23 protein-coding genes are annotated in these 26,150 nt (G+C 47.9%); 19 read left to right on the forward strand and 4 right to left on the reverse strand.

What is annotated here, in order from left to right:
- Positions 1-67 precede the first annotated feature (67 nt).
- The 9 genes from DCMF_RS19150 (at position 68) to DCMF_RS19190 (ending at position 9,104) form a co-directional block, all read left to right on the forward strand.
- Positions 68-1,429: an acyclic terpene utilization AtuA family protein gene (locus tag DCMF_RS19150; RefSeq protein ID WP_148135902.1), complete on the forward strand. Its 1,362-nt coding sequence runs from the start codon at positions 68-70 to the stop codon at positions 1,427-1,429.
- Positions 1,430-1,433: 4 nt separating this feature from the next.
- Positions 1,434-1,763, forward strand: coding sequence for a DUF4387 domain-containing protein (locus DCMF_RS19155; RefSeq protein ID WP_236860067.1), 330 nt, complete (start codon positions 1,434-1,436; stop codon positions 1,761-1,763).
- A gap of 128 nt (positions 1,764-1,891) precedes the next feature.
- Positions 1,892-2,875 (forward strand): Bug family tripartite tricarboxylate transporter substrate binding protein, encoded by a 984-nt coding sequence (locus tag DCMF_RS19160; protein ID WP_148135903.1) that lies wholly within the window; start codon positions 1,892-1,894, stop codon positions 2,873-2,875.
- A gap of 72 nt (positions 2,876-2,947) precedes the next feature.
- Positions 2,948-3,400: a tripartite tricarboxylate transporter TctB family protein gene (locus DCMF_RS19165; RefSeq protein WP_148135904.1), complete on the forward strand. Its 453-nt coding sequence runs from the start codon at positions 2,948-2,950 to the stop codon at positions 3,398-3,400.
- A complete protein-coding gene (locus DCMF_RS19170; RefSeq protein WP_148135905.1) occupies positions 3,397-4,920 on the forward strand; it encodes a tripartite tricarboxylate transporter permease in 1,524 nt (507 codons plus the stop codon). The genes DCMF_RS19165 and DCMF_RS19170 overlap by 4 nt, the downstream gene beginning before the upstream one ends.
- Positions 4,921-4,935: 15 nt before the next feature.
- On the forward strand, positions 4,936-6,072 hold the full coding sequence (locus DCMF_RS19175; RefSeq protein WP_148135906.1) for a 2-methylaconitate cis-trans isomerase PrpF family protein: 1,137 nt from the start codon (positions 4,936-4,938) through the stop codon (positions 6,070-6,072).
- Positions 6,073-6,090: 18 nt separating this feature from the next.
- The gene (locus DCMF_RS19180; RefSeq protein ID WP_148135907.1) at positions 6,091-7,350 is read left to right on the forward strand and encodes a 3-isopropylmalate dehydratase large subunit; all 1,260 of its coding nucleotides are present in this window, start codon (positions 6,091-6,093) and stop codon (positions 7,348-7,350) included.
- A gap of 14 nt (positions 7,351-7,364) precedes the next feature.
- On the forward strand, positions 7,365-7,859 hold the full coding sequence (locus DCMF_RS19185; protein ID WP_148135908.1) for a 3-isopropylmalate dehydratase small subunit: 495 nt from the start codon (positions 7,365-7,367) through the stop codon (positions 7,857-7,859).
- Positions 7,860-9,104 (forward strand): MFS transporter, encoded by a 1,245-nt coding sequence (locus tag DCMF_RS19190; RefSeq protein WP_148135909.1) that lies wholly within the window; start codon positions 7,860-7,862, stop codon positions 9,102-9,104.
- A gap of 173 nt (positions 9,105-9,277) precedes the next feature.
- Here DCMF_RS19190 and DCMF_RS19195 read toward each other — a convergent pair whose 3' ends face one another.
- A complete protein-coding gene (locus DCMF_RS19195; RefSeq protein WP_148135910.1) occupies positions 9,278-10,747 on the reverse strand; it encodes a copper amine oxidase N-terminal domain-containing protein in 1,470 nt (489 codons plus the stop codon).
- A 262-nt stretch (positions 10,748-11,009) separates the two neighbouring features.
- Between DCMF_RS19195 and DCMF_RS19200 the strand changes: the two genes are divergently transcribed.
- From DCMF_RS19200 to DCMF_RS19220, 5 genes are all read left to right on the forward strand, one after another.
- On the forward strand, positions 11,010-11,465 hold the full coding sequence (locus DCMF_RS19200) for a MarR family winged helix-turn-helix transcriptional regulator (RefSeq protein WP_148135911.1): 456 nt from the start codon (positions 11,010-11,012) through the stop codon (positions 11,463-11,465).
- A gap of 117 nt (positions 11,466-11,582) precedes the next feature.
- Positions 11,583-12,446, forward strand: a complete 864-nt coding sequence (locus DCMF_RS19205) for a hypothetical protein (protein ID WP_148135912.1) — start codon at positions 11,583-11,585, stop codon at positions 12,444-12,446.
- Positions 12,447-12,572: 126 nt separating this feature from the next.
- Entirely contained in the window at positions 12,573-13,325 is a 753-nt protein-coding gene (locus DCMF_RS19210; protein ID WP_148135913.1) for an MBL fold metallo-hydrolase, read from the forward strand.
- 371 nt (positions 13,326-13,696) lie between these two features.
- Complete coding sequence (locus DCMF_RS19215) at positions 13,697-13,927, forward strand: hypothetical protein (protein WP_148135914.1); 231 nt, start codon at positions 13,697-13,699, stop codon at positions 13,925-13,927.
- Positions 13,927-14,115 (forward strand): helix-turn-helix transcriptional regulator, encoded by a 189-nt coding sequence (locus DCMF_RS19220; RefSeq protein WP_148135915.1) that lies wholly within the window; start codon positions 13,927-13,929, stop codon positions 14,113-14,115. Before DCMF_RS19215 ends, DCMF_RS19220 begins: the two co-directional genes overlap by 1 nt.
- A 116-nt stretch (positions 14,116-14,231) precedes the next feature.
- Here the strand turns inward: DCMF_RS19220 and DCMF_RS19225 are convergent, their stop codons facing one another.
- From DCMF_RS19225 to DCMF_RS19235, 3 genes are all read right to left on the reverse strand, one after another.
- Positions 14,232-17,294 (reverse strand): efflux RND transporter permease subunit, encoded by a 3,063-nt coding sequence (locus tag DCMF_RS19225; RefSeq protein ID WP_148135916.1) that lies wholly within the window; start codon positions 17,292-17,294, stop codon positions 14,232-14,234.
- 2 nt (positions 17,295-17,296) lie between these two features.
- Complete coding sequence (locus DCMF_RS19230) at positions 17,297-18,343, reverse strand: efflux RND transporter periplasmic adaptor subunit (RefSeq protein ID WP_214658735.1); 1,047 nt, start codon at positions 18,341-18,343, stop codon at positions 17,297-17,299.
- 599 nt (positions 18,344-18,942) lie between these two features.
- Positions 18,943-19,884: a M15 family metallopeptidase gene (locus DCMF_RS19235; protein WP_236860068.1), complete on the reverse strand. Its 942-nt coding sequence runs from the start codon at positions 19,882-19,884 to the stop codon at positions 18,943-18,945.
- A gap of 257 nt (positions 19,885-20,141) precedes the next feature.
- Here DCMF_RS19235 and DCMF_RS19240 point away from each other — a divergent pair, with 257 nt between their 5' ends.
- From DCMF_RS19240 to DCMF_RS19260, 5 genes are all read left to right on the forward strand, one after another.
- A complete protein-coding gene (locus tag DCMF_RS19240; RefSeq protein ID WP_148135918.1) occupies positions 20,142-21,092 on the forward strand; it encodes a copper amine oxidase N-terminal domain-containing protein in 951 nt (316 codons plus the stop codon).
- Between the two features lie 134 nt (positions 21,093-21,226).
- Entirely contained in the window at positions 21,227-23,392 is a 2,166-nt protein-coding gene (locus tag DCMF_RS19245) for a Tex family protein (RefSeq protein WP_214658736.1), read from the forward strand.
- Between the two features lie 176 nt (positions 23,393-23,568).
- A complete protein-coding gene (locus DCMF_RS19250; protein WP_148135920.1) occupies positions 23,569-24,261 on the forward strand; it encodes a response regulator transcription factor in 693 nt (230 codons plus the stop codon).
- Positions 24,261-25,670 carry a sensor histidine kinase gene (locus DCMF_RS19255; protein WP_148135921.1) on the forward strand — a complete coding sequence of 470 codons (1,410 nt, stop codon included), beginning with the start codon at positions 24,261-24,263 and terminating at the stop codon, positions 25,668-25,670. Before DCMF_RS19250 ends, DCMF_RS19255 begins: the two co-directional genes overlap by 1 nt.
- 120 nt (positions 25,671-25,790) lie before the next feature.
- Entirely contained in the window at positions 25,791-26,138 is a 348-nt protein-coding gene (locus tag DCMF_RS19260; RefSeq protein WP_148135922.1) for a hypothetical protein, read from the forward strand.
- The last annotated feature ends 12 nt before the right edge of the window (positions 26,139-26,150 follow it).

Raw genomic sequence — 26,150 nt, forward strand, 5'->3', positions numbered from 1 at the left:
GCTTGTAATTTCTACCAGACTTTAAAAGATTAGATCCACTAATTTTAGCGAAACGGAGATGATAAAAATGACCAGAGAAGAAATCAGGGTTTTAACACCTTTGGGCATGCTGGGGTATGGGTTCCCGGTCAATTGGTTTAAAAAGGGATTGGATATGAACCCTGATATTATTACTGCCGACGCAGGCTCCACCGACAGCGGTCCCCAGAAGCTGGGACTCGGCTCCATGACCTGTTCTGAGGACGCCTATTATACCGATATGGCCGTTCTGCTGGAGGCCTGTCATGAAAAGAAGGTGCCTCTTTACATCAGTTCAGCCGGCGGAAACGGCACCAATCAACATGTGGATGATTTCATTTCCATTATAAAAGATATCGCGGGTGCCAAAGGATATCATTTCAATATGGCGGCGATCTATGCCGACATTGATAAGAACTATATTAAAAATAAAATCAGGGCCGGAAAAGTAACTCCCTGCGGTGCCGTGGAGCCGATCACCGAGCAGGAAGTGGATGAAGCCACGGTAGTGGTGGCCCAGATGGGTGTGGAGCCTTACCTGGACGCGCTCCGGGAGCGGGATAACCTGGACATCATCGTATCCGGCCGGGCTTATGATCCCGTACCCATCGCGGCGCTGGGCATTATGGAGGGGTTCGATCCGGGACTGTGCTGGCATATGGGAAAAATTATGGAATGCGGCGGCAAGTGCGCCGAGCCGGCTGTGCGCAGTATCTTCGGCATTCTCAGACGAGACTGCTTTATCCTGGAACCGTTAGATCCCGCATCCGCCTGTAAAACACATTCCGTAGCGTCCCATACTTTATACGAAAAATCACATCCTTATCTTCTGCCCGGACCAGGAGGCATGCTGGATTTATCCCAGACCAAGTTTGAGCAGCTTACTCCCCGCAGTGTCAAAGTGTCGGGCAGCAAATTCATGCCGTCGCCCGTCTATACGGTGAAACTGGAAGGGGCCAAAAAGGTGGGCTACCGGTCCATCTGTGTGGCCGGAATCAGGGATCCTTTTTTAATAAAACAAATAGAGATGATGCTGAAGGAAATCGAGACGAGCATCAAAGAGTCTTATGCTCAGGTCGGCCAGGATTATCAGCTGATCTTTCATGTGTACGGCAAAAATGGTGTGATGGGCGAATTGGAACCGGTGAAGGATGTTACCCCCCTGGAGCTGTGCGTCATTATTGAAACTGCCGCCCGGACCCAGGAGATAGCCACTTCCATCTGCAGCAGGGCTCGTGTGCTGATGCTGCACAACCACTATGAAGGGAAGATTGCCACCTCCGGCAATATCGCCCTGCCCTTTACCCCTTTGGAAATCCCTTTGGGGGAAGTCTGCAAGTTCAATATTTATCACCTGATGGAAGTCGATAGCCCCACGGAACTCTTCCCGATTAAGTTTCTGGAGGTATAATGAGATGGTACAGATGAAACCTTTGAAAGAAATTGCGGCTGTGATACGCAGTAAAAACGCCGGCCCCTTTGAAATTACCCTGGACATTATTTTTCGGAATGCCCAGGATTTCCAGAAAGTAAAAGAGACCGGTATCATTAATAAAGAAATTATCTCCCGTATTTACAACCTGCCGGTGGAAAAAATAATTACCTTTGTGGAGTTCGAAGCGGCCAACGCGATCAAGGTTACCATACCGCGGACCAGGGCACAGGGCAGCATCGGTGAAACAGACATGCATGCGACCCAGCAGCATGTGCCCTTAATGGATATTATGATTCCCTGGGATGTTTAACAGTTCTTTGGCCCGATCGCTTTTACCGGATGGTAAAGAGCAATCAGAGAAGGAAAGAAGGTGGCATGAAGAACATTACAGGTGTTTCTTTGGTAAAAGCCCTTTAATAGAGAGAGGAGGAGATTAGTATGAATTACAGGAAAATGGTCGTGCTTACAACGATTCTGAGTTTAGTGCTGGTATCGTCTTTATCTTTAGTTGGGTGTTCGGCTAAAAAGGACGCCTATCCCAATAAACCTATCGAGCTTGTGGTGCAGGCAGGTGCAGGCGGTGCCAGCGATGCCTTTTGCCGGATGGTCGCCGACATTCTGACCAAAGAAAAAATCATCAACGTGCCCATTTCCGTGGTGAACAAAACGGGCGGAGGCGGCGCCGTGGCCTTCAAATATTCTGCGGCGAAAAAAGGTGATCCCTATGTTCTGCAGAATGCGCCCTCCACATTTATCACCCTGCCCTTGCAAACAAAAGACTGCCCCAACTATACGGAATTTACGCCCATTGCCATGGTAGCCACCGAACCTCTGGCGATCATTGTGAAGGCCGATTCTCCTTACCAGAGTATTGAGGATCTGGTTGAAGCCGCTAAAACGAAACCGGAAGGTATTACCTGGACTTTTTCTTCCGTGGGCGGATTTGACCACTTATTGGGATTGCAGTTTGGCAAGATAGCCGGAGGGAAATTTGTCTATGTGCCCCAAACCTCCGACAACGAATCCATCGTGGCCATCCTGGGTGGTCACGTGGATGTAGCCAGTATGACCATGCGTCTGGCGGTGGGACAGGTTCAGGCCGGAAAAATGAAGATTCTGGGCATGGCCAGTCAGGAACGCGCGGAAAAACTGCCGGATGTTCCCACCTTAAAAGAACTGGGCTACGATATCGTCTTGGGTATTCCCAGAGCCATAGCGGCTCCCAAGGATATTCCGGAAGATGCCGAAACTTTCCTGGTGGATGCGTTCAAGAAGATGGGCGAAACAGAACGCTGGAAGAAATATGTGGAGGATGAGTGGCTGCTGCCCGAAGTGTATTACGGGGATGATTTCGGTGCCTACCTAAAGACGGAAACAGAAAAAGTTGAACCGCTGCTGAAAGATGCGGGATTGATCAAGTAGGATATTTTACCGGGGGAGGGCTCTCTCCCTCCCCTGCAATAATAATTTCAGTAAACTGGGAAAGGAGTCCTTATGGCAAAGAGAGATGCAATAGCAGGGCTCATCCTGTTGCTTGTTGGTTTAATCTTCGGAGGGATGTCCCTGCGCTATGATTACATGCAGGAATATGCGCCTGGCCCTGGTTTTTTTCCCTTATGGCTTTCCGTCATCCTGATCTGCCTTTCTCTTGCTCTCTATATCACTGCCCGCAGACGCAAGGGGGACGAAAAGGCAAAATTAATGTTTAAAAACCCCCAAGCGATTTTTAGTTCTTTGGGCGTTTTGCTGCTGGTGGCGATTTTCATTGAGCTGGTAGGCTTTGTCATTGCTGTCGGTTTGGCCGTGACCCTTTTTGTCAAACTGGTGAAGCCTGGGCATCCCTGGACCAGGTCCTTTATGATCGGGTTCGGTTCTACGGTCATCATCTATTTCTTCTTCAGTTATGCTCTGGGCATTGTGCTCCCAAGGGGGGTGTTACCGTTATGACCTTATTCAGCAACTTACTAATGGGATTCGGACAGGCTTTGAGTCCCTTCGTCCTGCTTTATACCTTTATCGGCACGGTGGTCGGCACCGCTATCGGCGTCTTGCCGGGACTGGGTCCTGCGGCCACGCTGGGGATCCTGCTGCCCATTACTTTTGGCATGGACCCTTTATGCGCTATGGCCATGCTTTGCGGCATCTATTACGGAGCCCAGTACGGGGGGTCCACCACCTCCATTCTCTTGAATATGCCGGGAGAATCGGCTTCTGTGGTCACCTGCCTGGATGGCCACGAAATGGCCAAACGGGGCCGGGGGGGAGCAGCCCTTGGCATATCGGCCATCGGCTCCTTTGTAGCGGGTACCATCGGCACTCTGCTGCTCTACCTGATTGGCGCGCCTATTTCCGAAGCCGCGCTGGCCTTTGGCCCGGCCGAGTACACCATATTGATGGCCCTGGGATTGAGCATGGCCACCAGCCTGGGCGGCAATCAGCTGAAATCGATGATTATGTGCATCCTGGGGCTCCTGGTCGGCACCATGGGCACCGACAGTTTAACCGGCCTCAATCGTTTTGCTTTTGGCATTACATCTCTGGAGCAGGGGTTTGAACTGGTGCCCATCCTCATGGGCCTCTTTGCCCTGGGTGAAATCCTTTCCGACATTGAAGACGGCATGGGCAGCAATCCTGAGATGCTCTCTGTGAGCACCCGCTTACGGGACCTTCTCCCCACCGGAAAGGATATGAAGAATTCTCTGGGCGCCATGCTGCGCGGAAGTATCGGCGGCTTTTTTATCAGTGTGCTGCCGGGCATAGGAGCGGCGACCTCCTCTTTTATTTCCTATGCGGTGGAGCGCAAGCTTTCCAAACATCCGGAAGAATTTGGCCAGGGCGCCATCGAGGGGGTAGCCGGACCGGAAAGCGCCAATAACGCCGGGTCAAGCGGGGCGATGGTGCCCCTGTTAACCCTGGGCATCCCGGGTACCACCACGGCTGCCATCCTGGCCGGAGGTTTGATGATGTACGGGCTGGTGCCCGGTCCCTTGCTTTTCCGGGATTATCCCCAGTTTGTCTACGGCCTGATTGCCACCATGTTTATCGGCAACATGCTGCTGGTGATTCTGAATCTGCCTTTAATCAGCCTGTGGATCAGAATGCTGAAAGTGCCCCTGCACATTCTCTATCCCGTGGTGATTGCCTTTATCATTATCGGCGGCTATTCCACCAGTCTGAATACCTTTGACTTGTTTGTGCTGGTCTTGTTCGGATTCTTTGGTTATCTGATCAATAAGAACAAATTTCCCGCCGCCCCTTTTATTTTGGGCTATTTTTTAGGGCCCCTGTTTGAGGCCAATTTGCGTAAAGCCCTGATCATTGGCCGGGGTAATCCCGGGATCTTTGTGGAACGTCCCATTTCCGGCGTCTTAATTGCCTTGATGGTGATGGTGCTCATCGGACCAGGGGTAATGAGCTTCGTAAAAAATCGGTTGAAACCGGCTGGATCCGGAAGTATAAAAGACTAAACAGGAGGGATCTCAATGAGGGAGGATAAAAAAGTACCCTGCGTGCTGATGCGGGGAGGTACCAGCAAAGGAGTTTTCTTTCATGACCGGGATTTGCCCGCAGATCCCCGGGAACGGGATGCCGTGATCCTGAGAGCCTTCGGCAGCCCGGACATCCGGCAGATCGACGGCCTGGGCGGCGGTAATCCCTGGACCAGTAAAGTTGCTGTGATCGGGCCAAGCAAGCGGCCGGACGCCGATATCGACTATACCTTTGGTCAGGTGAGCCAGGACCAGCCCTACATAGGGAAATCGGTAAACTGCGGCAATATCTCTGCCGCCATAGGCCCCTTCGCCATCGATGAAGGGCTGGTGAAGGCAGTGGAGCCCGTTACAGTAGTACGCATTTACAACACCAATACGGATAAGATGATCATTGCCCATGTTCCGGTGAACAATGGGAAGACAGTTTATCAGGGCGATTTTGAAATTCACGGTGTGCCGGGAACATCCGCCCAAATCGACCTGGAGTTCGTAGATCCGGGGGGAGCGGTGACGGGGAAGGTCCTGCCCACCGGGCAGCCCCAGCAAAAAATTACCGTGGATGAAAAAGAATATACGGTATCCATTGTGGACTCTGCCATGCCCCTGGTTTTTCTGAAACCGGAAGAGTTTGGCCTCACGGGAAGGGAAATGCCCTGGGAATATGAGCAAAGGCCGGATTATCAGGAACTTTCTGTTTTAGTGGAAAAAATCAGGGGCCAGGCGGCTTTTCTCATGGGGATCGTGGATGATCCGGCCAAAGCCGCCAAAGAAAGCCCGGAAAAACCCAAGATCGGTTTTTATTCTGGGCCGGCCCCCTATATCGATGCCGATAAACATCCAGTCCGGCCCGGCGAGATTGACCTGGTGGCCCGGCAAATTGCCATGGGCAAGATGATTTATGTCCTGATGGGGACCGGTTCCATCTGCATCGCCGCCGCGGCCAATATTAAAGGAACCATCATTCATGAAATCGTCAGTCCGGCCCTGGGCGATGAGGTGACAAAACTGCGCATCGGTCATCCCTTTGGCGTGATGACGGTCACGGCCAAGCCCGACGGCAACGGGGTAAAAAGCGGCACCATCGGCCGCACGGCCAGGAGAATCATGGACGGTTGGGTTTATGTCTAAGATGAAGGAGTGACATCAGTGGGTAAAACGATAGCGGAAAAAATATTAAGCAATAAAAGCGGGAAAGACGGATTCGCCAACGATTTTGTGGTAGCCGATATCGACTTCATGCTGTCCCAGGATGGGAACAGGCCCCAGGCGCTGGATGTTTTTTATGAAATGGGCGGCACCAAGGTTTTTGATCCGGCCAAAATCATTCCGGTTAATGATCATGCCCCGTCCAGCCCCACGGAAAGCACGGCGGAGATCCACAGAAAAATACGGAAGTTCGCCGAGGAGCAAAACTTAAAGTACTATGACATCGGTGCAGGCATCTGCCACCAGTTAATTCCCCAGGAAGGCCATGTGGCGCCGGGGGACCTGGTGATCGGCACCGATTCCCATACCGTCACGTATGGCGCCATTAATGTCTTTTCCACGGGAGTGGGGTCCAGCGACCTGGCCGCCGCGATGATTTGCGGCAAGTTATGGTTCTGTATCCCGGAAACAATCAAGTTTGTCTTAAAGGGCAAGCTTTCCCCCGGCGTTTATTCCAAGGATCTGATCCTGTACCTGATCGGCATGGTAGGGGCAGGAGGCGCCATCTACAAAGCGGTAGAGTTCACCGGTGAGGCCATTCACGACCTGAGTGTGGATGCCAGGTTCACCATCTCCAATATGGCGGTGGAAATGGGCGCGAAAGCCGGCTTGATGGAAGTGGATGAGAAAACGGAAGAATGGCTGAAGGGGCGGACCCGGAAGGAATGGCACCCGGTAAAAGCGGATGCCGACGCCGTCTATGCGAAGATTATTGAGGTGGACGTCACCAAGATCGCACCCCAGATCGCCAAACCCCATACCGTTGACAATACCTGTTCCATAGAAGAGATCGGCGACATTCCCATTCATGAAGCCATTTTGGGCACCTGCACCAATGCCCGTCTGGAAGACCTGCGCATCGCGGCCGGATTGTTAAAAGGCAAAAAGGTGCATCCTAAGGTCAGACTCTTTGTCTCAGCCGCTTCCAAAAGGATTTTTCAGGAGGCGCTGAAAGAAGGGTTGCTGGAGATATTCTCCGATGCCGGCGCGATTATCGGCATACCCGGGTGCAGCGGCTGTACGGGGGGATCCTATTTTGCCTGCGCCAGCAACGGCGAGAATATCATCACCACGGCCAACCGCAACTTTAAAGGCCGGATATCAAATCCCCAGGCCAATATCTATCTGGCGTCACCGGCAACCGTAATCGCCTCTGCTCTAAAGGGCAGGATCGCCGATTGCCGCAATTATCTGAAATAAGGCAGGTGAGATTGATGCAATTTAAAGGAAAAGCCCACAAATTCGGCAACGACATCAACACGGATTATATTATCGCCGCCAAACATAAATCGCGCATCCTGGATTTTGATGAACTGTGCAAACATGTGATGGAAGACGCCTCCCCTGGTTTTTACAACAAGATCACGCCCGGTGATTTTATCGTCGCCGGCGAGAATTTTGGCTGCGGTTCATCCCGGGAAACCGCGCCGGTGGTGATCAAGAGAGCAAAAATTGCGGCTGTAATCGCGAAATCCTTCGCGCGGATTTTTTACCGTAACGGCATTAACATTGGACTGCCCCTGATCGAATGCGACACAGACCAGATCAAAGACGAAGAAATTCTGGAGGTTAATGTCACAGCGGGTTTTATCAAAACCCCCACCAAGACCATCCCCATTAAGCCTCTTCCCGACGTAATGCTGAAGCTCTTATTGGAAGGTGGACTGATGGAACATTTCAAGAAACATCGCACCTTCGTCTTAGATTAAATGGCCCAAGGGATCGGTATCCTTTTTATCACCCTGGTTTTCCAGATCTCCGCCCAGATAAACAGGCCATTGGTGCCCCTTCTGGGGGAGCATCTGGGCCTTTCAGGGGTCACGATCGGGCTGGTCATTGCCATTCAGGCTTTTTTGCCCTTTTTTCTCTCCATCCCGGTTGGGCAGATGGTGGACACATGCGGTTGCCGCCGGGTGCTGCGCCTGGGAAGTTACCTCACCATTGGCACGGGGGTCCTTTATTTCTGTTCCCACGGAGTGTTCATGTTAATCCTGGCCCAGATCCTATCCGGCGTGGGACAGCTCCTGATCTGGCTTTCGGTGCAGACAGCGGCGACCCAGCTAAAAACAAGCGTCAGCGCCAGAGATAGTTATATTGGTTTTTTTGGTTCCTTCTCCGCCGTGGGACAATTTTTGGCCCCAATTATGGGTGGGGTTGCCGCCGATATCTGGGGTTACCGGATTGCCCTCTTCATGCTCAGCGGGCTGGGCATCTTCCTGCTGCTCGGAGCTGCTGCGGTACCTGAAACCAGGATTGACCGCCTATCTTCGCCCCGCCGGTCTACGATCCGGTCTTACCGGGAAGGCGGCTCCATCCTGATCAATAACAAGGGCGTCCAACTAACCGTGCTTGCCGGGTGCATTCCTGTGTTCGTGACCCAGATCCGTTCCTCTTTTTTGCCCCTGTACCTGCATAATTTAAGCTTCAGCAATACCTCCATCGGCATGATCGTCGGCTTGGGTTCTCTGGCAGCGATCTTTTGCCGGGCAATGATGGGGCCGATGATTATCTGGCTGGGCAGGCGTACGGTACTCTATATGAGCTTGTTTACAAGCTTTCTGCCCATGGCGGCAGTCCCTTTATTTCATGGCTTCTGGCCCCTGGCCTGTCTTTCCGCTATTTCCGGCTGGGGCGGAGGAATCAACGAGCCCATGACCATGAGCCTGCTGGCGGCCTATACCACCAAGTGTCAGCGCGGCGTGGCCATGGGACTGCGGCTGACAGGGAACCGGGCTTCTCAGTTTTTAGCCCCGCTGCTCTATACGGTATTTTACCGGTATCATGGATTGGCTGGGTCTTTTATTGATTTTGGGATCCTGCTTACATTCTGGGGTGTAGGATGCATTTCGTTTATTGCTTACTATGGCCTGGGCTCCGGCCTAGGCATTAGGGAGAATGTCAGGGGCGTCAAGGGACTGTCAGAGGACCGACTGTCAGGGGGACAGGTCCCTTGACATAAGAGAATGAATTGGCATAAGAAAATGGTCTATGTCAACGGACCTGTCCCCTTGACAGTCTGACATTTCCACAGTCTATGACATTTCAATTCTGCAGCTAAAAGAAAAATCCGGGTGAATTCTCCACCCGGATTTTTTGTTGGTCATGTTGTAAAGCGATGCTTGGCAGGCTATTTTTTTAAAGTTATTGTGCCGGAGTCAGAATCCCAGGTTATCGTGTAGCCTAATTTTTCAAATTCTTTTATGTAAACGTAAATAGATCCATCACGAATGGTACCGCTGAGATAAATTCTTTCTCCATTTTGCTCTACAAAGGCCTGCTGTTTTTTACTGTCCCATCCGATCTTTTCCTGAAAGGCTTCCGCAACCTGTCTTAAGGGAACAATGGTGCGATTGTTAATGATGGTTGTGTCAATTTCACCGGAATCTGTAGACAATCCCTGGGTCAATGTGTAATAACCGTACTCAGGCTCTATATCCATCTCCTTAGGTAACTTTGACATCCAATCCGTAAATGTCATGATATCTTCAGCAGCGGGTACCGGTACATCAAAGGTAGAAGATTTTGCCGTCCGGTCATTCATCTTAAAAGAGAAGGTAAAGGCACTATCCGGTTGTTCGGGAACCTGAAAATCCCAAAATGCGTCTATTTGGGTATCATATTTATTCGAACCGGATTTTTCCAAAATTACGGTTATTTTTGAATCTCCAAACATTTCGTGTATGGATTGGGCTGTCTCGTTTTGTGTCGCTTCAAATTGCGTGATTAGTTCGGGACCGGTCATTTTAATTTGCGTTGCGGTATCGTCAATAGTTTGGATATATACATCTCTTTCTTGAGGATCTAACCCTAACATCATCAGTTCTTCGTCATCTAAATCCTGGATGGTGGTTTTAATAGTGGTTGCTAATTTATCCACATTTTCTACGGAGTAAACCAGCAAGGGTTTGACTACGTCGACGATGTTATCGGCAGTTAGTGAGATGACGAATTTATTCCCCTGTTTTTTGACGATCCCTGTTTCATATTGGTCAAAAGCATTCATAAAGGCCGCCATTATTTTTTGATATAGTTCCTGTTGTTTTTTCATTTTTTCCACGTCCCAAATATTCTCCAGGGACTTGGTTTGGGCCAGGGAAGCATCATTTCCCAGCAAATTCAATAGTTCCTGCTCTGAAATGCTTAAATACTTTTTGTCTTCAAAAACGGTGAAATCCTGAGAGTCTTCTTCGATGCCTAGTGCTTTAAAGAACTGTAACAGGTGATCAATTTTTATGTATATCATGTGGTCCTTGCTGAAAATCGATAAAATTTCCTGAGGGGCCAAGTCATCGCCAAGCTTGAAATACACCGTGGCAGTCATCAGTTGTTTTTCTGTGTCCACTTTCACGGAATAAGGAAAGGTAAGGTGCTTTAACAACTGGGGAAGAATGGATGAGGCAGGATCCTCATTATCGATCAATTCCTGAGGAAGTTGATCCATTTGAAATTGAATTTCTCCGGTGCTTTCATAAATTTTTAGCTGGGACGATTCCTTTTGTATCTGATAAAATTCTTTTTCCGCGGGACTGCACCCGGTAAAAAGCGCGACAGCTACGAGTAGCATCAACAGCAGTACTAAAAGTTTTCCTTGTTTCATTCGACTTCTCCTTTTAAATCTATAAGTATTTTTGGCTACATCTTAGCCAGTATAGATGTTATTAAATTACTATTCTGTGGATTTCGGTTAATTCCTTTTAAATTTGTCATTTTGTGCTGAAAGTCATAAATTTACAGTCCCCCAGTAAATTCCGTATTTTCAAAAAACTATTTCAGAAATTGACGGGCTGTTTCCTCTATATTATAATAGTTCATAGGTGAACAGTTCTAAAATAAACTATTTATTTAAGGTGGAATGGTATATGGATTACCGTGATGACCGTGTCAAACAGGCAGAAGATGTCGTACAATCTTTTATAAACATTAGTAGGACTATCACAAAACTTACTCAGCAAAACGCGGCAAGCTTAGGTCTAACTTTAGCCCAAATGGGAATCTTAAATACGATTTCTTCTTTCCCGGGAATAACCCTTAAAGAGATAACTGCAAGGTTATGCCTTTCAAAAAGCACAGTAAGTGTCAGCATTGATGATCTTGTCAATAAAGGGTTAATTGAACGAACAACATCTGAAGAAGATCGGAGGGAAATTAATTTAAAAGTAACCTCAAGCGGTAAAGAATTATCAAGAAAATCCTGTGATAATGCCATATCTTATAAAGCTATGGTGTCGGTATTGGAAAAAATACCACAAACCGACATCCAATTTTTACTCGGAATACATAAGCAAATACTCACTCATCTGGACACTTTTTGTTAGTTTTCAATAGGCATGTCATAGGGACAGGTACACTGACATAAGAGAATAAATTGGTATGCAAGATGGACTTTGTCAAGGGACCTGTCCCCGTGACATGATGACATGCAAGGGGAGAATATGATGATGTTTGTAAAGACATGTTTTGAGTTTTTATGGAAGGGTATCGCAATAGGCGCTTTAAATTTAATATCTCTGATGATCGGGGGAGCAGCTCTTAAAAGCCTTGGATTGACATTTCCGGAAGTTAAAAACGATCCCGCTTTTATTCTATTGATTATGTTTTTATCCGGATTTATGATTTCTGTTATTGGCGGCATAATCGTCAAACATCTGAAATTGTCCAAATTAGGAACCTTCATGGCATTATTCTTAATGCTTTTTTTGAACTCCCTTACTCAAATGATGGAAGCATTGGTATTTGCACCAGGGATAGTGAGTTGGGATGTGGTTCCGGCGATATATGGTCAGCAGTGTATCATGTATCTATTTATCAGCGCTGGTATTGCATTTTTATTCAGATTTGACAGCAGAATCAGGGAAGATTTTCGAACATACCGGAGAAGTTGGGCTGGATGGCTTTGGAGAATCCTGGCCGGGTCCGGCAGTTATGTGCTGTTCTATTATGTTTTTGGCAGCATTAATGCGATGTTATTTACCGGGGAATATTACCGGGCTCAAATTAATGGACTGCGGCTACCGAGCAGCTTTGAAATATTGACATTAGAACCGGTTCGAGGGATTCTATTAGTTCTGTCCGTCTTACCGGTTATCTTAAATTTGCATGTTTCAATAAAAAAACGGATGATTATCGTTGGGACGGCACTTTTTATTATTGGGGGACTTCTGCCCATGATTCAGCAAATAAATACCTTACCGGCGGTGCTTCTAGTAGCTAGCACAGTTGAGATGTTTTTTCAGTTTTTTTTAACAGGTGTAGTTGCAACCTATATTCTGCTGTTTAAGCAAGCTGAAAAAGTATAAAATCCCCGGGAACTGCATGTCTAAGCATGTCAGAGGCATGTCATGGGGACAGGTCCACTGACATATGTCAAGGGACCTGTCCCCATGACATGTTTCCCCGTAACATTTATGAGGAGTGATATAAAGATGAAGATAGCTGATGGAATAGAGATGCTTGAAATACCGGCGCACCTGATGGCCGGGCCGGGTATTATTAATCCGGTACTCTTTTGGGACAAAGACGAGGTTGTGTTGGTAGATGCAGGATTCCCTCACCAGGTGCAGCAATTTCGCGACGCTTTCGCCAAAGCCGGTGTGCCCTTTGATCGGTTGAGCAGAGTCATTGTCACGCATGCCGATGCTGATCATGTGGGCGGCTTGGCCGGTATCTTGCATGATTCACCTCAAAAAATCACCATATTTGCCCATGAAAAAGAAAGACCATATATTGAAGCGGAACTTCCCCCCATCCGGCTGGCCCAAATGGAAGCCCAGTTGAAAATACTGCCGGAGGAACGGCGCCAACAGGTGGCAGTATTGTATGAAAGCCTGAAGGCTAATTATAAAAAATTAGGAGCAAACGTTGATGAAACGGTGGAAGACGGAGAACAACTTCCTTATTGCGGCGGGATTAAAGTCGTCTATACGCCTGGCCACACCCCCGGCCATATCTGCCTTTACCATCAGCGGAGTAAAACCTTGGTAGCGGGAGATGCCTTCAATGTGGAGGGAGGAGTGCTGGTACATGCTCCCGAGTTCACATGTCTGGACAAAGAACAATATGACAAATCCCTGAAAAAGCTTGCCATGTATGATATTGAAACAGTCCTTTGCTATCATGGCGGCCTTTACAGGGATCATCCCAACCGGTCCATTGCCGAATTAGCCGGAATAAATTAGATTCTATTCAAAAATTATACTTCTTATGATGACAGAAGGCAAGGGGAGTTCCGATATTTGGCCCCATGGCTTTCTGTTCATATTTGTGCAGACAGACGTGGGGCTATTTCCTATGCATATCATGGGGACAGGTAGAGATTACTGAAAAAATCACTTTTTCTAAAATTAGTGCCCGCAAACCGGCATAACTTCGTTGCTATTATTATAAAAATGGCACTTTTTCAGTAGTCTCGGACCTGTCCCTTCAGTTAACACTTGACATCCAGGAAGGTGCTTTTCGGTTCGCCCATGTAAAATGTTCTTTACATTTGTTCAAAAATAGGTTACTATAAATGTAAAGATGTTTTTACATTGGATAAGGAGGATTTTTGATGTCTTTATTTAAAAAACTGGGTTTTGAAAAAGGCGATGAACGAATGGTTTATATTGGATTCTATTCCACTCGAATTGCCTGGGTATTTACCTCTGTGGTGCTGATGATTTGGTCATTGCAGGGCCTGCTAACTACGGATAATATACCTGTTCAGTTTATCGTTTTTTCCAGCACCCAGGTTGTTTACTGGCTTTCTTACCTACATTACAGAAAGAAGCTGGGTAGCTAATGGAAAACAAGTTAAAAGAATTGCGCTTAGGCCAAAATCTTACCCAGGAGGAACTTGCCCGGGCTCTAGATGTGACACGGCAAACAATCATTGCCATTGAAAATAATAAATATGACCCTACTTTAAGACTGGCGCTAAAGATTGCTAAATTTTTTGGAACCTATGTTGAGAAAATCTTTAAGATCTAGCATATGCATATGTCAAGGGACCTGTCCCCATGACATGTGGTCCCCATGACATGTGTCGGCCCCTTGGCTTTCTGCATATTTGCGCAGACGGATGTGCGCTGTTCCTGTGAAATCAGTTATACCTGGATCTGTGCCGGTTCTTCAGGCGGCTTGCCTTTGTTGCGCTTCTTGGCCCACCAGATATGGAGGCTTTCGAATAAGGAATAGAGGACAGGCAGTAAGACCAGGGTAATCAGGGTATGAAAAATCAAACCGAAAATCACTATTGTAGCCATGGGTGCTTCCAGATCAGACCCTTCGCTGAAAGCCAGGGCCAAGGGTGTGAGGGCTAGAATGGCCGTCAGTTTTGTCATCAGAATGGGGCGTACCCGGTTGCGTGCTCCTTCCATGATGGCCGTGTGTAAATCATAGCCTCTGCTGCGCAGCAGATTAATGCGGTCAATGAGCAGAATCGCATTGGACACCACAATCCCAATCAGCATGATAAAACCCACCATGCCAATGGGGTTAACCACCCGCTGGGTAATGACCAGGCCCACCACTACTCCCACAATGGCCATGGGCAGGCTCAACATAATAATCAAGGGATGGCTTAAACGGCCGAACTGGGCCACCATAATGATATAAATCAGGGCGATCGTCCCCAGGAAGGTCCGCACCACATCGGCCATGTTTTGTTTTTGCTGTTCCAGGGCACCGGCCAGTTTAACCGTATAGCCTTCCGGAAGGGAGAGGGCAGCCATCTTCTCCTCAATCGCCCGTCCTGCTGCGCCCATGTCCCCGCCCGCCAATTCGGCCTTGACGCTGATGATGCGTTCCCCATCTTTATGATTAATTTGGTTCGGTGTTTTGGAAAATTTCCACTGGACCAGGTCGGCCAGGGGTACCATGGCTCCGGAATCCGCTTTAACCAATACCCGGCGCAATTGTTCCGGGTGCTGCATCCATTGTTCCGGCAGTTGGGCCACCACATCGATATCCACGTCATTGAGGGTCATGGTGGTAATATTCTGTTCGCCTATCATTGCCGCCAACTGCTGCATCAAGGAATGATCACTGACACCAAGCCGTTCCATCTCCGCAGTCTGGGGCACCAGTGTGATCTTGTCAACCCCTTCTTCAAAGTCACTGCGCGGGTTGCGCACGTTGGGTACCGTCTTTAACATCTGCTGCACCTGGTCATCTAATTGCCGGATGACTTCCATATCTTTACCCACTATTTCCAATTCTACGGGCGTATTATTGGCGCCACCCCCAAAACCGACCTCAAATCGTTCCACATCATGCAAGGCGGCAAGATTGGCATTGATATTTTCCAGGATTTCCTCCCGGGACCGTTTCTTCTCCTTCTTGTCTTTGGTAATGATGTGAATGGTGGCATTGCCTTTTTGGGCGTCGGTATAGATATCTTTAATTTCCGGAATGTCCTTTAATTTCATCCTGGCTTCATTCGCTGCCTGGTCAGTTTCCCCTAAATTGGATCCTTTCGGCAGAATCAGCCTGGCCTGAATATAAGACTCATCCACCTCCAGATCCGTACTGGTTTTAACCAGGGGGGCCAGCATAATGGCCATGACAAATAAGCCGACAGTCAGCAGCACCACTTTGATCCGGTGCCGCAGGGCCAAGGCCAGCAGGCGGGAAAAAAAGGAGGTAATGCGGGCATCCAGGCTGCTTTCCGTTGCCTGCACATGGCGATCCTTCATTAAAAAGCTATTGGCGTAGACGGGCACAAAAATGAGGGCGGCAATCGTTGAAGAAACGATGGCCACAGTGACCGTAAAAGCAATGGTCTCCATAATCGGTTTATATTCCACACCCCCCAGGCCTACAATCATCAAGGGGAGAAAAACCGTGACAATGGTCAGCTGGGAGGTCAGCACCGGAGTAACGACTTCCCGGGTGCCCAGGATAATTGATTTCCTGAGAGATTCCCCTTTTTCCCGGAAAAAGTAAATACTCTCCAGGACAACGATGGCAGCGTCCACCATCAATCCCACGGACAAACTGAGGGAAAGGAGGGTAACCAGATCCAGATTATAACCGGCAAAATTCATGCCGATAAAGGTCATGAAAACAGAGAGGGGAATGGTGGTGGAAATAACCATGGTCACGCGCCAGTTCCGCAAGAAAACAAATAAAATTAAGATGGCCAGAACAGCCCCGATCAATACATTGTGACTGAGATTGCTTACTGAGGTTTTGATGAATGTGGAACCGTCCATAATCACATCCAGGGTGTACTGTCCCTGGGATTCACGGTTCAACTGATCGATCACCTGGTATACGGCGGCGGCGGTTTTAATCATGTCACAATCGGCGGCTTTGCTAATATTCAAGAAAATATAGGGCACGCCGTTTTTCAGGTAAACGGCATCGGCACTTTTTCCGCGCAGGTCCTGAATATCGGCCAACTGGCGCAGGGCCACCTGTCCCGTTTTGGTCTGAATGGCCACATCGCCGATTTGCTGTATGGTTTTAAATGAATTATCGATTTCAATTACGGTGTCGAAGCCCTCGTTTTTTAAAGTGCCGATGGCCTGTTTGACATTGGCCGCCTGCAATTGGGCAATCACGTCGGCGGGAGTCAGCTGGTACAGGGCGATTTCTTCCGGATGCAAAGTAAGGCAAATTTTATTACCCACATTATCTGCCGAAATATCCACCCTCTTCACATTCTCCACCGCTTCAATGCGGTCTTTCATTACGGTATTGGCCAGATTGAATAAAACGGGCAGATCATTACCGCAAAGGGCCAGTTCCATTAAGAAATCATCACCGTAATTTGCCTGTACCACATTGACATTTTTGATTACGGAGGGGAAGCTGTTGCGCAGCCGGTTGACGGCAGTTTGTACTTCCTGAGTTGCCTCCTCCCCCTTGCCTTCCTGGGCTTGCACGGAAATGGACACACCCCCGGTCCAGGAGGAGGAGTTATACTCTTCTATGGTGGCAATGGACCGGAGCTCTTTTTCGATGGGTTTGGTGACTTTTTCCTCCATCTCTTCCGGAGGAAGGGAGCCGCCGGAGATGTTGATTTCGATCCAGGGGAAATTGGTTTCCGGAACCATCTCCCGTTTAAAGGAAAAAAGGGAACTAACTCCGGCAATGATGATTAAAACCGTCAACAGGTAAACAATTAGTTTGCGATTGAGAAAAAAGCCGATGAACTTTTCCATGGTTATTCTCCTTTGACCGTAACTGCTTCACCATCACCAATATAGGCAATGCCGGAAGAAATGACCCGGTCGTTTGGTTTAATGCCGCTCAAGATTTCAATGCTGTCCCCGATAATCTGTCCCACCTCTACCACATGGCGTTTGGCCACCCCGTTTTCAATGGCCAGCACATACTGCTGATCCTGATTTACGCCTACGCAGCTTAAAGGCAGGATAATGCCCGTGGATAAAGTGCGCGGCACCTCCACCTGCGCTACCATTCCTCCCCGCCATAATCCGGTCCCGTTGCTCAAGGTAATCTCCACCCGGTATTTACCGGTTTGCGGGTCCGTTACCGGTGAGATCGCAGTTACTTTACCCTGCTCCTGCTTTCCGCCGTCGCTGGTAACAGCTGCAGTCTGCCCTACGTGATATTGACTGATGAGATCATTGGGGACATCAAGAACTATTTTTACCTTGGATAAATCGACTATTTTCATCACAGGCGTTCCGGGAGAAACGGTCTGCCCCGCCTGCTGCATCACCTCTGCGATGATTCCGGAAAAGGGCGCCTTTAAGTTTGTCGCTACTACGCTCCGCTCAGCCTGGGCTACCTGATTGGTCTGGCGATCCACTTCCCGCTGGGCATCTTCCAGGTCCCTTTCGGTAGCCACGCCTTCTTGATACAGCTTCTGGACCCGTTCTAAATCTGTTTGCTTTTTGGCCAATTCGGCCTGGGCATCGGCTAAGACCAGACTGCTGACACTGTTTTCTGCCGTATCTGTATCAAGAGTGGCGAGCAGTTGGCCCTTGCCTACCTTCATGCCGTTTGTGACGTGGAGGCCGGTCAAAATTCCGGAGGCGTTAAAAAATAAATCCGCCTCCTGCTCCGGCTCGGCAATCCCAACCGCGGAGAGCAGCAGCGGCTGTTCCTGCTTTTTAACGGTGAGTGCGGAAACCAGCTTGCCTTTTGTTTCCTTCCCGGCGTCTTTATTGTCCGCGGGTTTTGCCCCGCAGCCCAGGGAAAAAATAAGAATTGACAGTATGATCAGTGCAAATCCTTTCCTCACAATCTTCTCTCCTCTTCCGTTTTACTTATTTGTAAGATGGCAAAAAAATCCTGATAATAACAAAGACGATTATATCTTAAAAACCACGGCAATAAATTAAAAATAAATTAGAAATCGATAAAAAATAGATAAAATATCCAGTTTTTTATTTTCGGCTTGTCCCGACGGGCAAATATGGGCAATTTCTGTATGCCGGAGTGACCTACCCGATTTATTCTCGGACCGCCTATCCTTGATACTCTATCTTCTTTTATTGACGTAGTGATGGGTTCTATGCTCCTTATTCCCAGGCGGTGATGAACTAAGAGAAAGGAAAAGCGTAAACAGAGAGAAAAGACGGCAGCGCCATCTTTTCTCTCTGTTTATCAGGATATGATAATTTTTTAAATAAAGGCAAGGGAATATTATTTATAATTGATCAGGATAAAACCACCGATACACAGTAAGATGCCAACCATATTGATGACGGTCAGCCTTTCGTGAAAGAAGGGGAAGCCAACATGTCATAGCATGTCATAGGGACAGGTACACTGACATAAGGGGATAAATTGGCATGAAGATGGTCATGTCAAGGGACCTGTCCCCATGACATGTTAGTATCATTTATAATCGTATAGTTGGGCAAAATATTCTTCCAACGTAATACCCTTGGTATAAATATACTCCGCCGCTTCTTTACCAACATATCTGAGATGCCAAGGCTCATATTGATAGCCTGTAATATCTTCTTTCCCTTTGGGGTATCTGATGATAAAACCAAACTTGTGGGCATTTTCCTTGAGCCATTTACCTTCTTTCAAATCTCCGAACTCTTCTACCAATTGAAACTGGACCTGTGAGCTGGTCAAATCCATGGCTAAACCTGTTTGGTGTTCACTTTGCCCGGGATAAGCCGAGGTCCGGTTTGCTGCCTCTTCCCCGATGGCCCTGGCTTTATTTTCAAAGATATTTTTTTGTGTTTCGTACGACCGGTATCCTGAAGCGGCTAATAAATCCAGGTTCTCCTTCCGGGCTGTTTGAAAAAGTTCTTCTAATGCCTGAGCCGCGTCTTGCCTGAGATACTTTTTCGGGCTGTCCCCTTCAAAGGGAAAAGGAACATCGGGAATGACCAGATTTTTGGGAGCAAAATCGGCAGGCAAATTTCTTTTTTTATTTACCAGCACGAGCAAGCTATTCACATTGGTTACTATCTCCCGGCCATTCTGATCAATTTTGGTCGTGTTTTCAAAGGACAATGGGGAGTCGGTCTGATTGTTTGTTTGTGGGCCGACATTTTCCGGCGGGTCCGCTTTTTTTGGTTGCTCCGGCTTTTCTGAACGATCCTTTTCATTTTCTGTTTTTTTATCTGCCAGGTTTTGCTCCGGTTTTTCTGTGTTTTTGTTGTTTTCTTTTGCTTCCAAATCAGAACCTCCCTTAATATAATTCTCGGCATATTGCTGCGCCATCGTAATCATTATATTAAAAGGTTTCCTGGTTGTGCCGATAAATATTAAAAAGAGTACGGTCAGTATCGAAATAATGAGCAATATTCGTTTGAGCATCCCAATTCCCCCTTGTGATTGCAAATCGCTAAGATTATAACATTTTTGTCGAATTTTGTCGAATATATTTAAAAAGAGGGATGCAGCTGTCATTAACCTCTTGCTTGCAGCAAATAGTAAGGAGTTAGTGATTAGCGGGCCATTTTGTGTTCTTTTTACAAATGGTACATTTCTTTACCCCCAAAAAAATGGAAGGATGAACGAAGATATATGGTATGCAAGGAAAGATTATCCAGAAAAAGAGAGGCTAAAAAATAATGAAAAATTTAAGTAAGCTTTGGGCAGTCATGTTAGTCTTATTACTTGTCTTTGTTTTACCTACGATTGTATTTGGAGATAATGACAAAGGAAACAAGGGACAAAAAGAGGCCACTCAGGTGCACAGCAGTGATGAAGAAAATGTAAGTACAGATGAGGATCAAGCGGAAAATTCGGATGAAGATGTTGATGAAGATGCAGATACAGATGAAGATGCAGAAGTTGATGAGGACCAAAGTGATGAAGGAACCGGAGAAGAGAATGGAAAAGGAAAGGGGCTGGATAAAGACTGGAAAATCTCCAAAGATGCTCTTCAGCAGGAAAAGGCTGATATTGCAGCTTTGAAGGATCAGGTTGAGGTTCAACTGGAAGACTTAGAACAACAGTATCAATTGGCGGAGGCAAATGGGGATACGGCTTTAATGGAGACCTTAATGAGCCAGATGCAGCAATTACATCAGGAAAAAGATACATATCAAGAACAGATGAAGCAGAAGATCCAGGAAATGCAGGACCTGATGAAGGAAAGATATTCTCAGGAAGAATTGGACGCCCTGACCAAGGTCGCCGAAGAGTTGGGTCAGGATGAAAAAGTGAAAGTGCTTCCGGTGACAAATGTCTTTATGAAAAATGGCGAGGTAAAATTTGATACTCCTCCGGTTGTTAAGGAAGGCAGGATACTGCTTCCCTTAAGAGCAATCTCCGAAGCTACCGGAGCAACGGTCGCCTGGGATCCGGGGGCAAAGAAGGTGACGATTACCCAAGGCGAGAAAGAAATCATTTTTGATTTAACTTTACAGAAAGTCTATGTTGATGGCACTGAGACAACAATTGATGTTTCAGCAGATGTGATGAATAATCGGACTGTGGTACCCCTAAGATTTATTATGGAAAATTTGGGTTTAAAGGTACAATGGGAGCCCGAGACGAAGGTCATAGAAATCGAGTAATGATTAACCGGAACAAATAGTTCCCCCGAAGACCAAAAGCACTCCTTAGAGTGTTTTTGGTCTTTTTATCTTTGTTGATATTTGGTGGTAAAAAAAGTATAGTATTCTAGGAGAAAATAATGGAGGCTGGTACTATGACCGTAGATATTCCCCAGATTATTTCCGGGGAAACGAAGATTCCTCTCAGAAAGGTATTAAACACGATAGAGCTTCTGGACCAGGGAAACACGGTTCCTTTTATTGCCCGTTACCGGAAGGAAGCAACCGGAGAATTAGACGAAAACCAGATTCGGGAGATCGAAGAAAGGTTGAAATTTCACCGTAACCTGGAGCAGCGTAAAACCGAAATCATTCGACTCATTGATGAGCAGGGAAAATTGACCGACGAACTGCGGGAGAAAATTTTAAGCGCCCTCAAGCCTACGGAATTGGAAGACCTTTACCTTCCCTACCGGCAAAAGAAAAAGACCAGGGCAAGTATGGCCCGGGAGAAAGGATTAGAACCGCTGGCCCTCTATCTGCTTACTTTCCCCAAGGAAGGGTCGCCGGAAAGGGAAGGGGAAAAATATGCGTCCGAACAGGTAGCCGATGCAGCGGCTGCTCTTCAGGGAGCCATGGATATTGTGGCGGAAATGATCAGTGAAGATGCCCAAGTGCGCAAATGGGTACGGGAATATACCCAGGCTCATGGGTTTCTCGTGGTCCAGGCCAAGGATGCGAAGAAGGATTCCGTTTACCGCATGTATTACGAAAATTACCGGGAAGCGGCAGCCAAGATTGTCCCCCACCGGGTTCTCGCCGTAAACAGGGGAGAGCGGGAAGGCTTCTTAACCGTGTCTCTGGACGTAAACGAGGAAGTGATCTTTGACTGGTTGTACCGCCGCTTCGTTAAAGAAGGGGTGACCGGTGAACTGGTAAGAAAAGCGGCAGTTGATGCCTACAAAAGACTGGTGGCTCCTTCCATCGAAAGGGAGGTGCGCAACCAGCTCACGGAACAGGCGGAAAACCACGCCGTGACTATTTTTGCCAAAAACCTGAGGAGCCTGCTCCTCCAGCCCCCGGTGAAGGGGAAGATCGTCCTGGGGTTGGACCCGGCCTACCGTACCGGGTGCAAGTGGGCGGTGATGGATGCCACGGGGAAAGTATTGGAGGTGGGCGTGATCTATCCTACCCCGCCCCACAATAAGATTCCGGAAGCGGAACAGGAACTAGCCAGGCTGGTAAGGAAGTACCGGGTGCAGGCTGTGGTGATCGGGAACGGCACAGCTTCCCGGGAAACAGAGCAATTTGTGGCAGAATTCATCAAGAAATCAAACAACCCGGCCCTTTCCTATACCATTGTCAGCGAAGCCGGGGCCAGCGTATATTCCGCGTCCAAATTGGCCGCCAAAGAATTTCCCAAGCTGGATGTGGCAGAGAGAAGCGCCATTTCCATCGGCCGCAGGATCCAGGACCCCCTGGCGGAACTGGTGAAGATTCCTCCTCAGGCGGCAGGTGTAGGGCAGTATCAGCACGATATCCCGGAAAAGCGCCTGGAAGAAAATTTGTCCAAGGTTGTGGAGTCGGTGGTGAATTTTGTCGGCGTGGATTTAAACACGGCCTCGGCCCCTCTCCTCAGTTATGTGGCGGGGATTAATGCCACCGTAGCATCCAATATTGTCACCTACCGGGATGAGACCGGAGGCTTTAAAAGCCGGGCGGAATTGAAGCAGGTGCCCAAATTGGGGCCGAAAACCTTTGAACAGTGCGCCGGCTTCCTGCGCATCTCCCAGGGAGATTTCCCCTTGGATGGCACCGCCATTCACCCGGAGTCCTATAGGATCACGGATAAGCTGTTAAAAAATCTGGACTTAAATTTATCGGATATCGGCACCAAGCCCTTCATAGAACAATTGACCCTGTTGAAGAAGAATGCTGCCGGCATTCACGCTGCAGCGGAAAAGATCGGTGCGGGTGTCCCTACTTTAACCGACATCATCGACAGTCTGGCCCGTCCGGGCCGGGACCCCAGAGAGGAACTGGCTCCTCCCATCTTCCGCACGGATGTGCTTAAGATTGAGGATTTAAAGCCGGGCATGATCTTAAAAGGCCAGGTTCATAACGTGACGGATTTCGGCGCCTTCATTGATATCGGCGTGAAGCAGGACGGCCTGGTCCATGTTTCGGAAATCGCCGACCGGTTTATCCGGCATCCTCTGGAGGCCTTGTCCATCGGAGATGTGGTTACGGTGGGCGTCCTTGCCGTGGATCCCCAGCGCAGCCGTATTTCCCTGACCATGAAAGGGGTCAAACTGCAATAGCTATAAAAAGTAATAGCTGGTAAATAATTTAAAATATCCACCTTAAGCAGGATTTTAGAGGCCATAAGAAGAATTAGAGTAAAATCTCCCCCACATCAGCCAGGGGGAGATTTTGTTTTTTTTATTTTTTCTAAGATTTGGCTGGGTTGGAAGATGGGAAATGGAGGTGCGCATCCATGGAAAGTAAAACAATTCTCGTGGTTGATGATGATAAAAATATTTGTGAGCTGCTGGATTTGTATTTAACTCATGCCGGGTTTACCCTCCTTTTTTGTCATGACGGCAGCAGCGCCTTAAAGATGATACAAGAAAAGAAAGTGGATTTAGTTTTGCTGGATATCATGCTGCCCGTGATTAACGGGTGGGAAGTATGTAGACTGATTAAACTGAAGCGGGCCATCCCGGTAATTATGTTAACCGCCCGGGATATGCTGGAAGATAAGATTGAGGGGTTTGCATCCGGCGCGGATGATTATATTGTAAAACCCTTTCAGCCGAAAGAAGTGATTGCCCGCATTCAGGCACGACTGAGGGAAAAGGTCCCGGTACAACAGGGGTCAAGACAGGAAGGGGTGCTGGAAGCGGATCACCTGGTGGTGGATATCAACAGCTATGAAGTCCGCCGGAACGGTGCTCTGATTGAATTAAAGCCCAAGGAAGTGCAGTTGCTTTATTTTCTCTTAAATCATAAAAATATGGTTTTTTCCCGGGAGCAGCTGCTGGAGAAAGTATGGAATTATCAATATTCAGGAGATACCAGAACCGTAGATGTCCATATCAAAAGCCTGCGCAAGAAGCTGGATGATCCGAAAGCCTCCTGGCGCATTAAGACCGTATGGGGCGTAGGCTATAAGCTTGAGGTAAAATAATGTTTAAAACAATATTTCAAAAACTATTAGTAACCTACCTGGTCATTATTATCATCGTCATTGGGGCATTATCTTTTATTCTCACGGTCTTATACAGCAGGCACGTCTTTGAGGAAAAGCATCAAAGCCTGATCAGCGCTGCCTTTAAAGTGAATCAATTAGCGAATGATTTCCAGAGACAAAATATCTCCCAAGCAGAATTGGAAATAGCCTTGGATTCCCTGGGGCATGTCACAGACGCCAAGATTTATCTGGTAAAATTGGACAAACAGGCGTTAACTGCGCCGGATACCCTCAAGATGGGGGAGGAATTGGAGGACAGCTTTTTAATCGGTGATCTCCTTAAAATACTGGATGGTGAGACGGTTTATCGTCAGAAGCAATACTCCGATAAGTTTGACATGTATATGGTTTTTACGGGCGTACCCTGGAAAAGGGACGGCCATGTGCTGGGGGCAATTTTGCTTTTTTCGCCCGTCAACCACATCGCCAACGATATGGCCAGAATCAATCTGGTGATCTGGCTGACCGGTTTATTTTTTATGGTAGTCAGTGCCCTCGTTATTTACTTCAACTCTCGGAACATCTCAAAGCCGATCAAAAAAATGGAAGAAGCGGCGGGAAAATTGGCTGGGGGAGAAAACACGGCGGATTTAGTTGTACAAAGCCAGGATGAAATCGGCAAACTGGCAGAGACATTTAATGCGATGAAACAACAGCTCCTTGATACCGAGAAAATGCGCCGGGATTTCATTGCCAACGTGTCTCACGATCTCAGGACTCCCTTGACCTCTATCAACGGTTTTGTGGAGGGAATGCTGGATGGCATTGTAAAACCTGAGGATTATCCGAAATACCTGCATATTATCCACGACGAAACCAATCGTTTGATCCGGCTCACCAATGATATTCTGCAGCTTGCCCAAATACAATCAGGCAGTCTGAAATTGAACAAAGAAGTCTTCCCTGTCCGGGACATCGTGAATCCGGTAAGGGCCAGTATCGATCCTCTGATCGGGGAAAAAGCCCTGGATCTTTCCGTGCCTTGCGATGCGGAGCTTTGCGTATATGCGGACAAAGATAGGCTCACGCAGATCTTGATCAATATGATTAGTAATTCAGCCAAGTATGGTGAAGCCGGGGGAACCATTTCCCTCCAGGTGGCACAGGTGCCGGACGGCATCCGGTTTTCCATAAAAGATAGGGGACCGGGAATTCCCCCTGATGAGCTGCCTTTTATCTTTGAAAAGTTCTATCGGGTGGATAAATCCCGCCGGTCTGACCAAAGCGGTACCGGTTTAGGCCTGAATATTGTCAAAAACCTGGTAGAACTGCACGGCGGGAAAATATGGGCGGCAAGTGAAATCGGGGTGGGAACGGAAATGGTTTTTGAACTGCCCAACCCATAGAGAAGAAATGTTTACAAATTGTTTACAATTTGCCCCATTTTGGTTTTACAAATTTCATGTACTCTGTAACCAGGATCAGAAATCGCCTTGTCTGAGAAAAATTGATGAAAGGAGAGTTGCATGAAAAGAGGTGTCGTATTTTTTTCACTCTTGGTTTTTATACTGATCATGGCGGGATGCGGTGCTGTCAACAGGTCTTCAGATCCGGAAGTATCCAACCAGCAGAATGAACAGTATGGCGGCGCCGACACCGGCGTGCCCCCTGCATCTGAAGACCAAACACCTGAAGTCGGTACCGGTACCTCTCAATCAAAAAGTGATTCGGGTGTGGTGGCAAAGTCCCATAATACTGTTTCCAGCCAGGAAAAAGAAGAGGTGCTCAAAGAGCTTGACCAGGAGTTGGATTCATTGTTTTCCAGTATGGAGGAGTTGGAAGACGTAGAAGATACGGATTTAGAGTTTGATTAAGTAAGGAGTGTA

The sequence above is a fragment of the Candidatus Formimonas warabiya genome (assembly GCF_002777255.1).
GTDB lineage: Bacteria > Bacillota > Dehalobacteriia > Dehalobacteriales > Dehalobacteriaceae > Formimonas > Formimonas warabiya.

Bases quoted from the DNA above. Each gene is read 5' to 3' on its own strand.
- DCMF_RS19150 (WP_148135902.1), top strand. From the start codon at position 68: ATGACCAGAGAAGAAATCAGGGTTTTAACACCTTTGGGCATGCTGGGG.
- DCMF_RS19155 (WP_236860067.1), top strand. From the start codon at position 1,434: ATGGTACAGATGAAACCTTTGAAAGAAATTGCGGCTGTGATACGCAGT.
- DCMF_RS19160 (WP_148135903.1), top strand. From the start codon at position 1,892: ATGAATTACAGGAAAATGGTCGTGCTTACAACGATTCTGAGTTTAGTG.
- DCMF_RS19165 (WP_148135904.1), top strand. From the start codon at position 2,948: ATGGCAAAGAGAGATGCAATAGCAGGGCTCATCCTGTTGCTTGTTGGT.
- DCMF_RS19170 (WP_148135905.1), top strand. From the start codon at position 3,397: ATGACCTTATTCAGCAACTTACTAATGGGATTCGGACAGGCTTTGAGT.
- DCMF_RS19175 (WP_148135906.1), top strand. From the start codon at position 4,936: ATGAGGGAGGATAAAAAAGTACCCTGCGTGCTGATGCGGGGAGGTACC.
- DCMF_RS19185 (WP_148135908.1), top strand. From the start codon at position 7,365: ATGCAATTTAAAGGAAAAGCCCACAAATTCGGCAACGACATCAACACG.
- DCMF_RS19190 (WP_148135909.1), top strand. From the start codon at position 7,860: ATGGCCCAAGGGATCGGTATCCTTTTTATCACCCTGGTTTTCCAGATC.
- DCMF_RS19195 (WP_148135910.1), bottom strand. From the start codon at position 10,747: ATGAAACAAGGAAAACTTTTAGTACTGCTGTTGATGCTACTCGTAGCT.
- DCMF_RS19200 (WP_148135911.1), top strand. From the start codon at position 11,010: ATGGATTACCGTGATGACCGTGTCAAACAGGCAGAAGATGTCGTACAA.
- DCMF_RS19205 (WP_148135912.1), top strand. From the start codon at position 11,583: ATGATGATGTTTGTAAAGACATGTTTTGAGTTTTTATGGAAGGGTATC.
- DCMF_RS19210 (WP_148135913.1), top strand. From the start codon at position 12,573: ATGAAGATAGCTGATGGAATAGAGATGCTTGAAATACCGGCGCACCTG.
- DCMF_RS19215 (WP_148135914.1), top strand. From the start codon at position 13,697: ATGTCTTTATTTAAAAAACTGGGTTTTGAAAAAGGCGATGAACGAATG.
- DCMF_RS19220 (WP_148135915.1), top strand. From the start codon at position 13,927: ATGGAAAACAAGTTAAAAGAATTGCGCTTAGGCCAAAATCTTACCCAG.
- DCMF_RS19225 (WP_148135916.1), bottom strand. From the start codon at position 17,294: ATGGAAAAGTTCATCGGCTTTTTTCTCAATCGCAAACTAATTGTTTAC.
- DCMF_RS19235 (WP_236860068.1), bottom strand. From the start codon at position 19,884: ATGCTCAAACGAATATTGCTCATTATTTCGATACTGACCGTACTCTTT.
- DCMF_RS19240 (WP_148135918.1), top strand. From the start codon at position 20,142: ATGAAAAATTTAAGTAAGCTTTGGGCAGTCATGTTAGTCTTATTACTT.
- DCMF_RS19245 (WP_214658736.1), top strand. From the start codon at position 21,227: ATGACCGTAGATATTCCCCAGATTATTTCCGGGGAAACGAAGATTCCT.
- DCMF_RS19250 (WP_148135920.1), top strand. From the start codon at position 23,569: ATGGAAAGTAAAACAATTCTCGTGGTTGATGATGATAAAAATATTTGT.
- DCMF_RS19255 (WP_148135921.1), top strand. From the start codon at position 24,261: ATGTTTAAAACAATATTTCAAAAACTATTAGTAACCTACCTGGTCATT.
- DCMF_RS19260 (WP_148135922.1), top strand. From the start codon at position 25,791: ATGAAAAGAGGTGTCGTATTTTTTTCACTCTTGGTTTTTATACTGATC.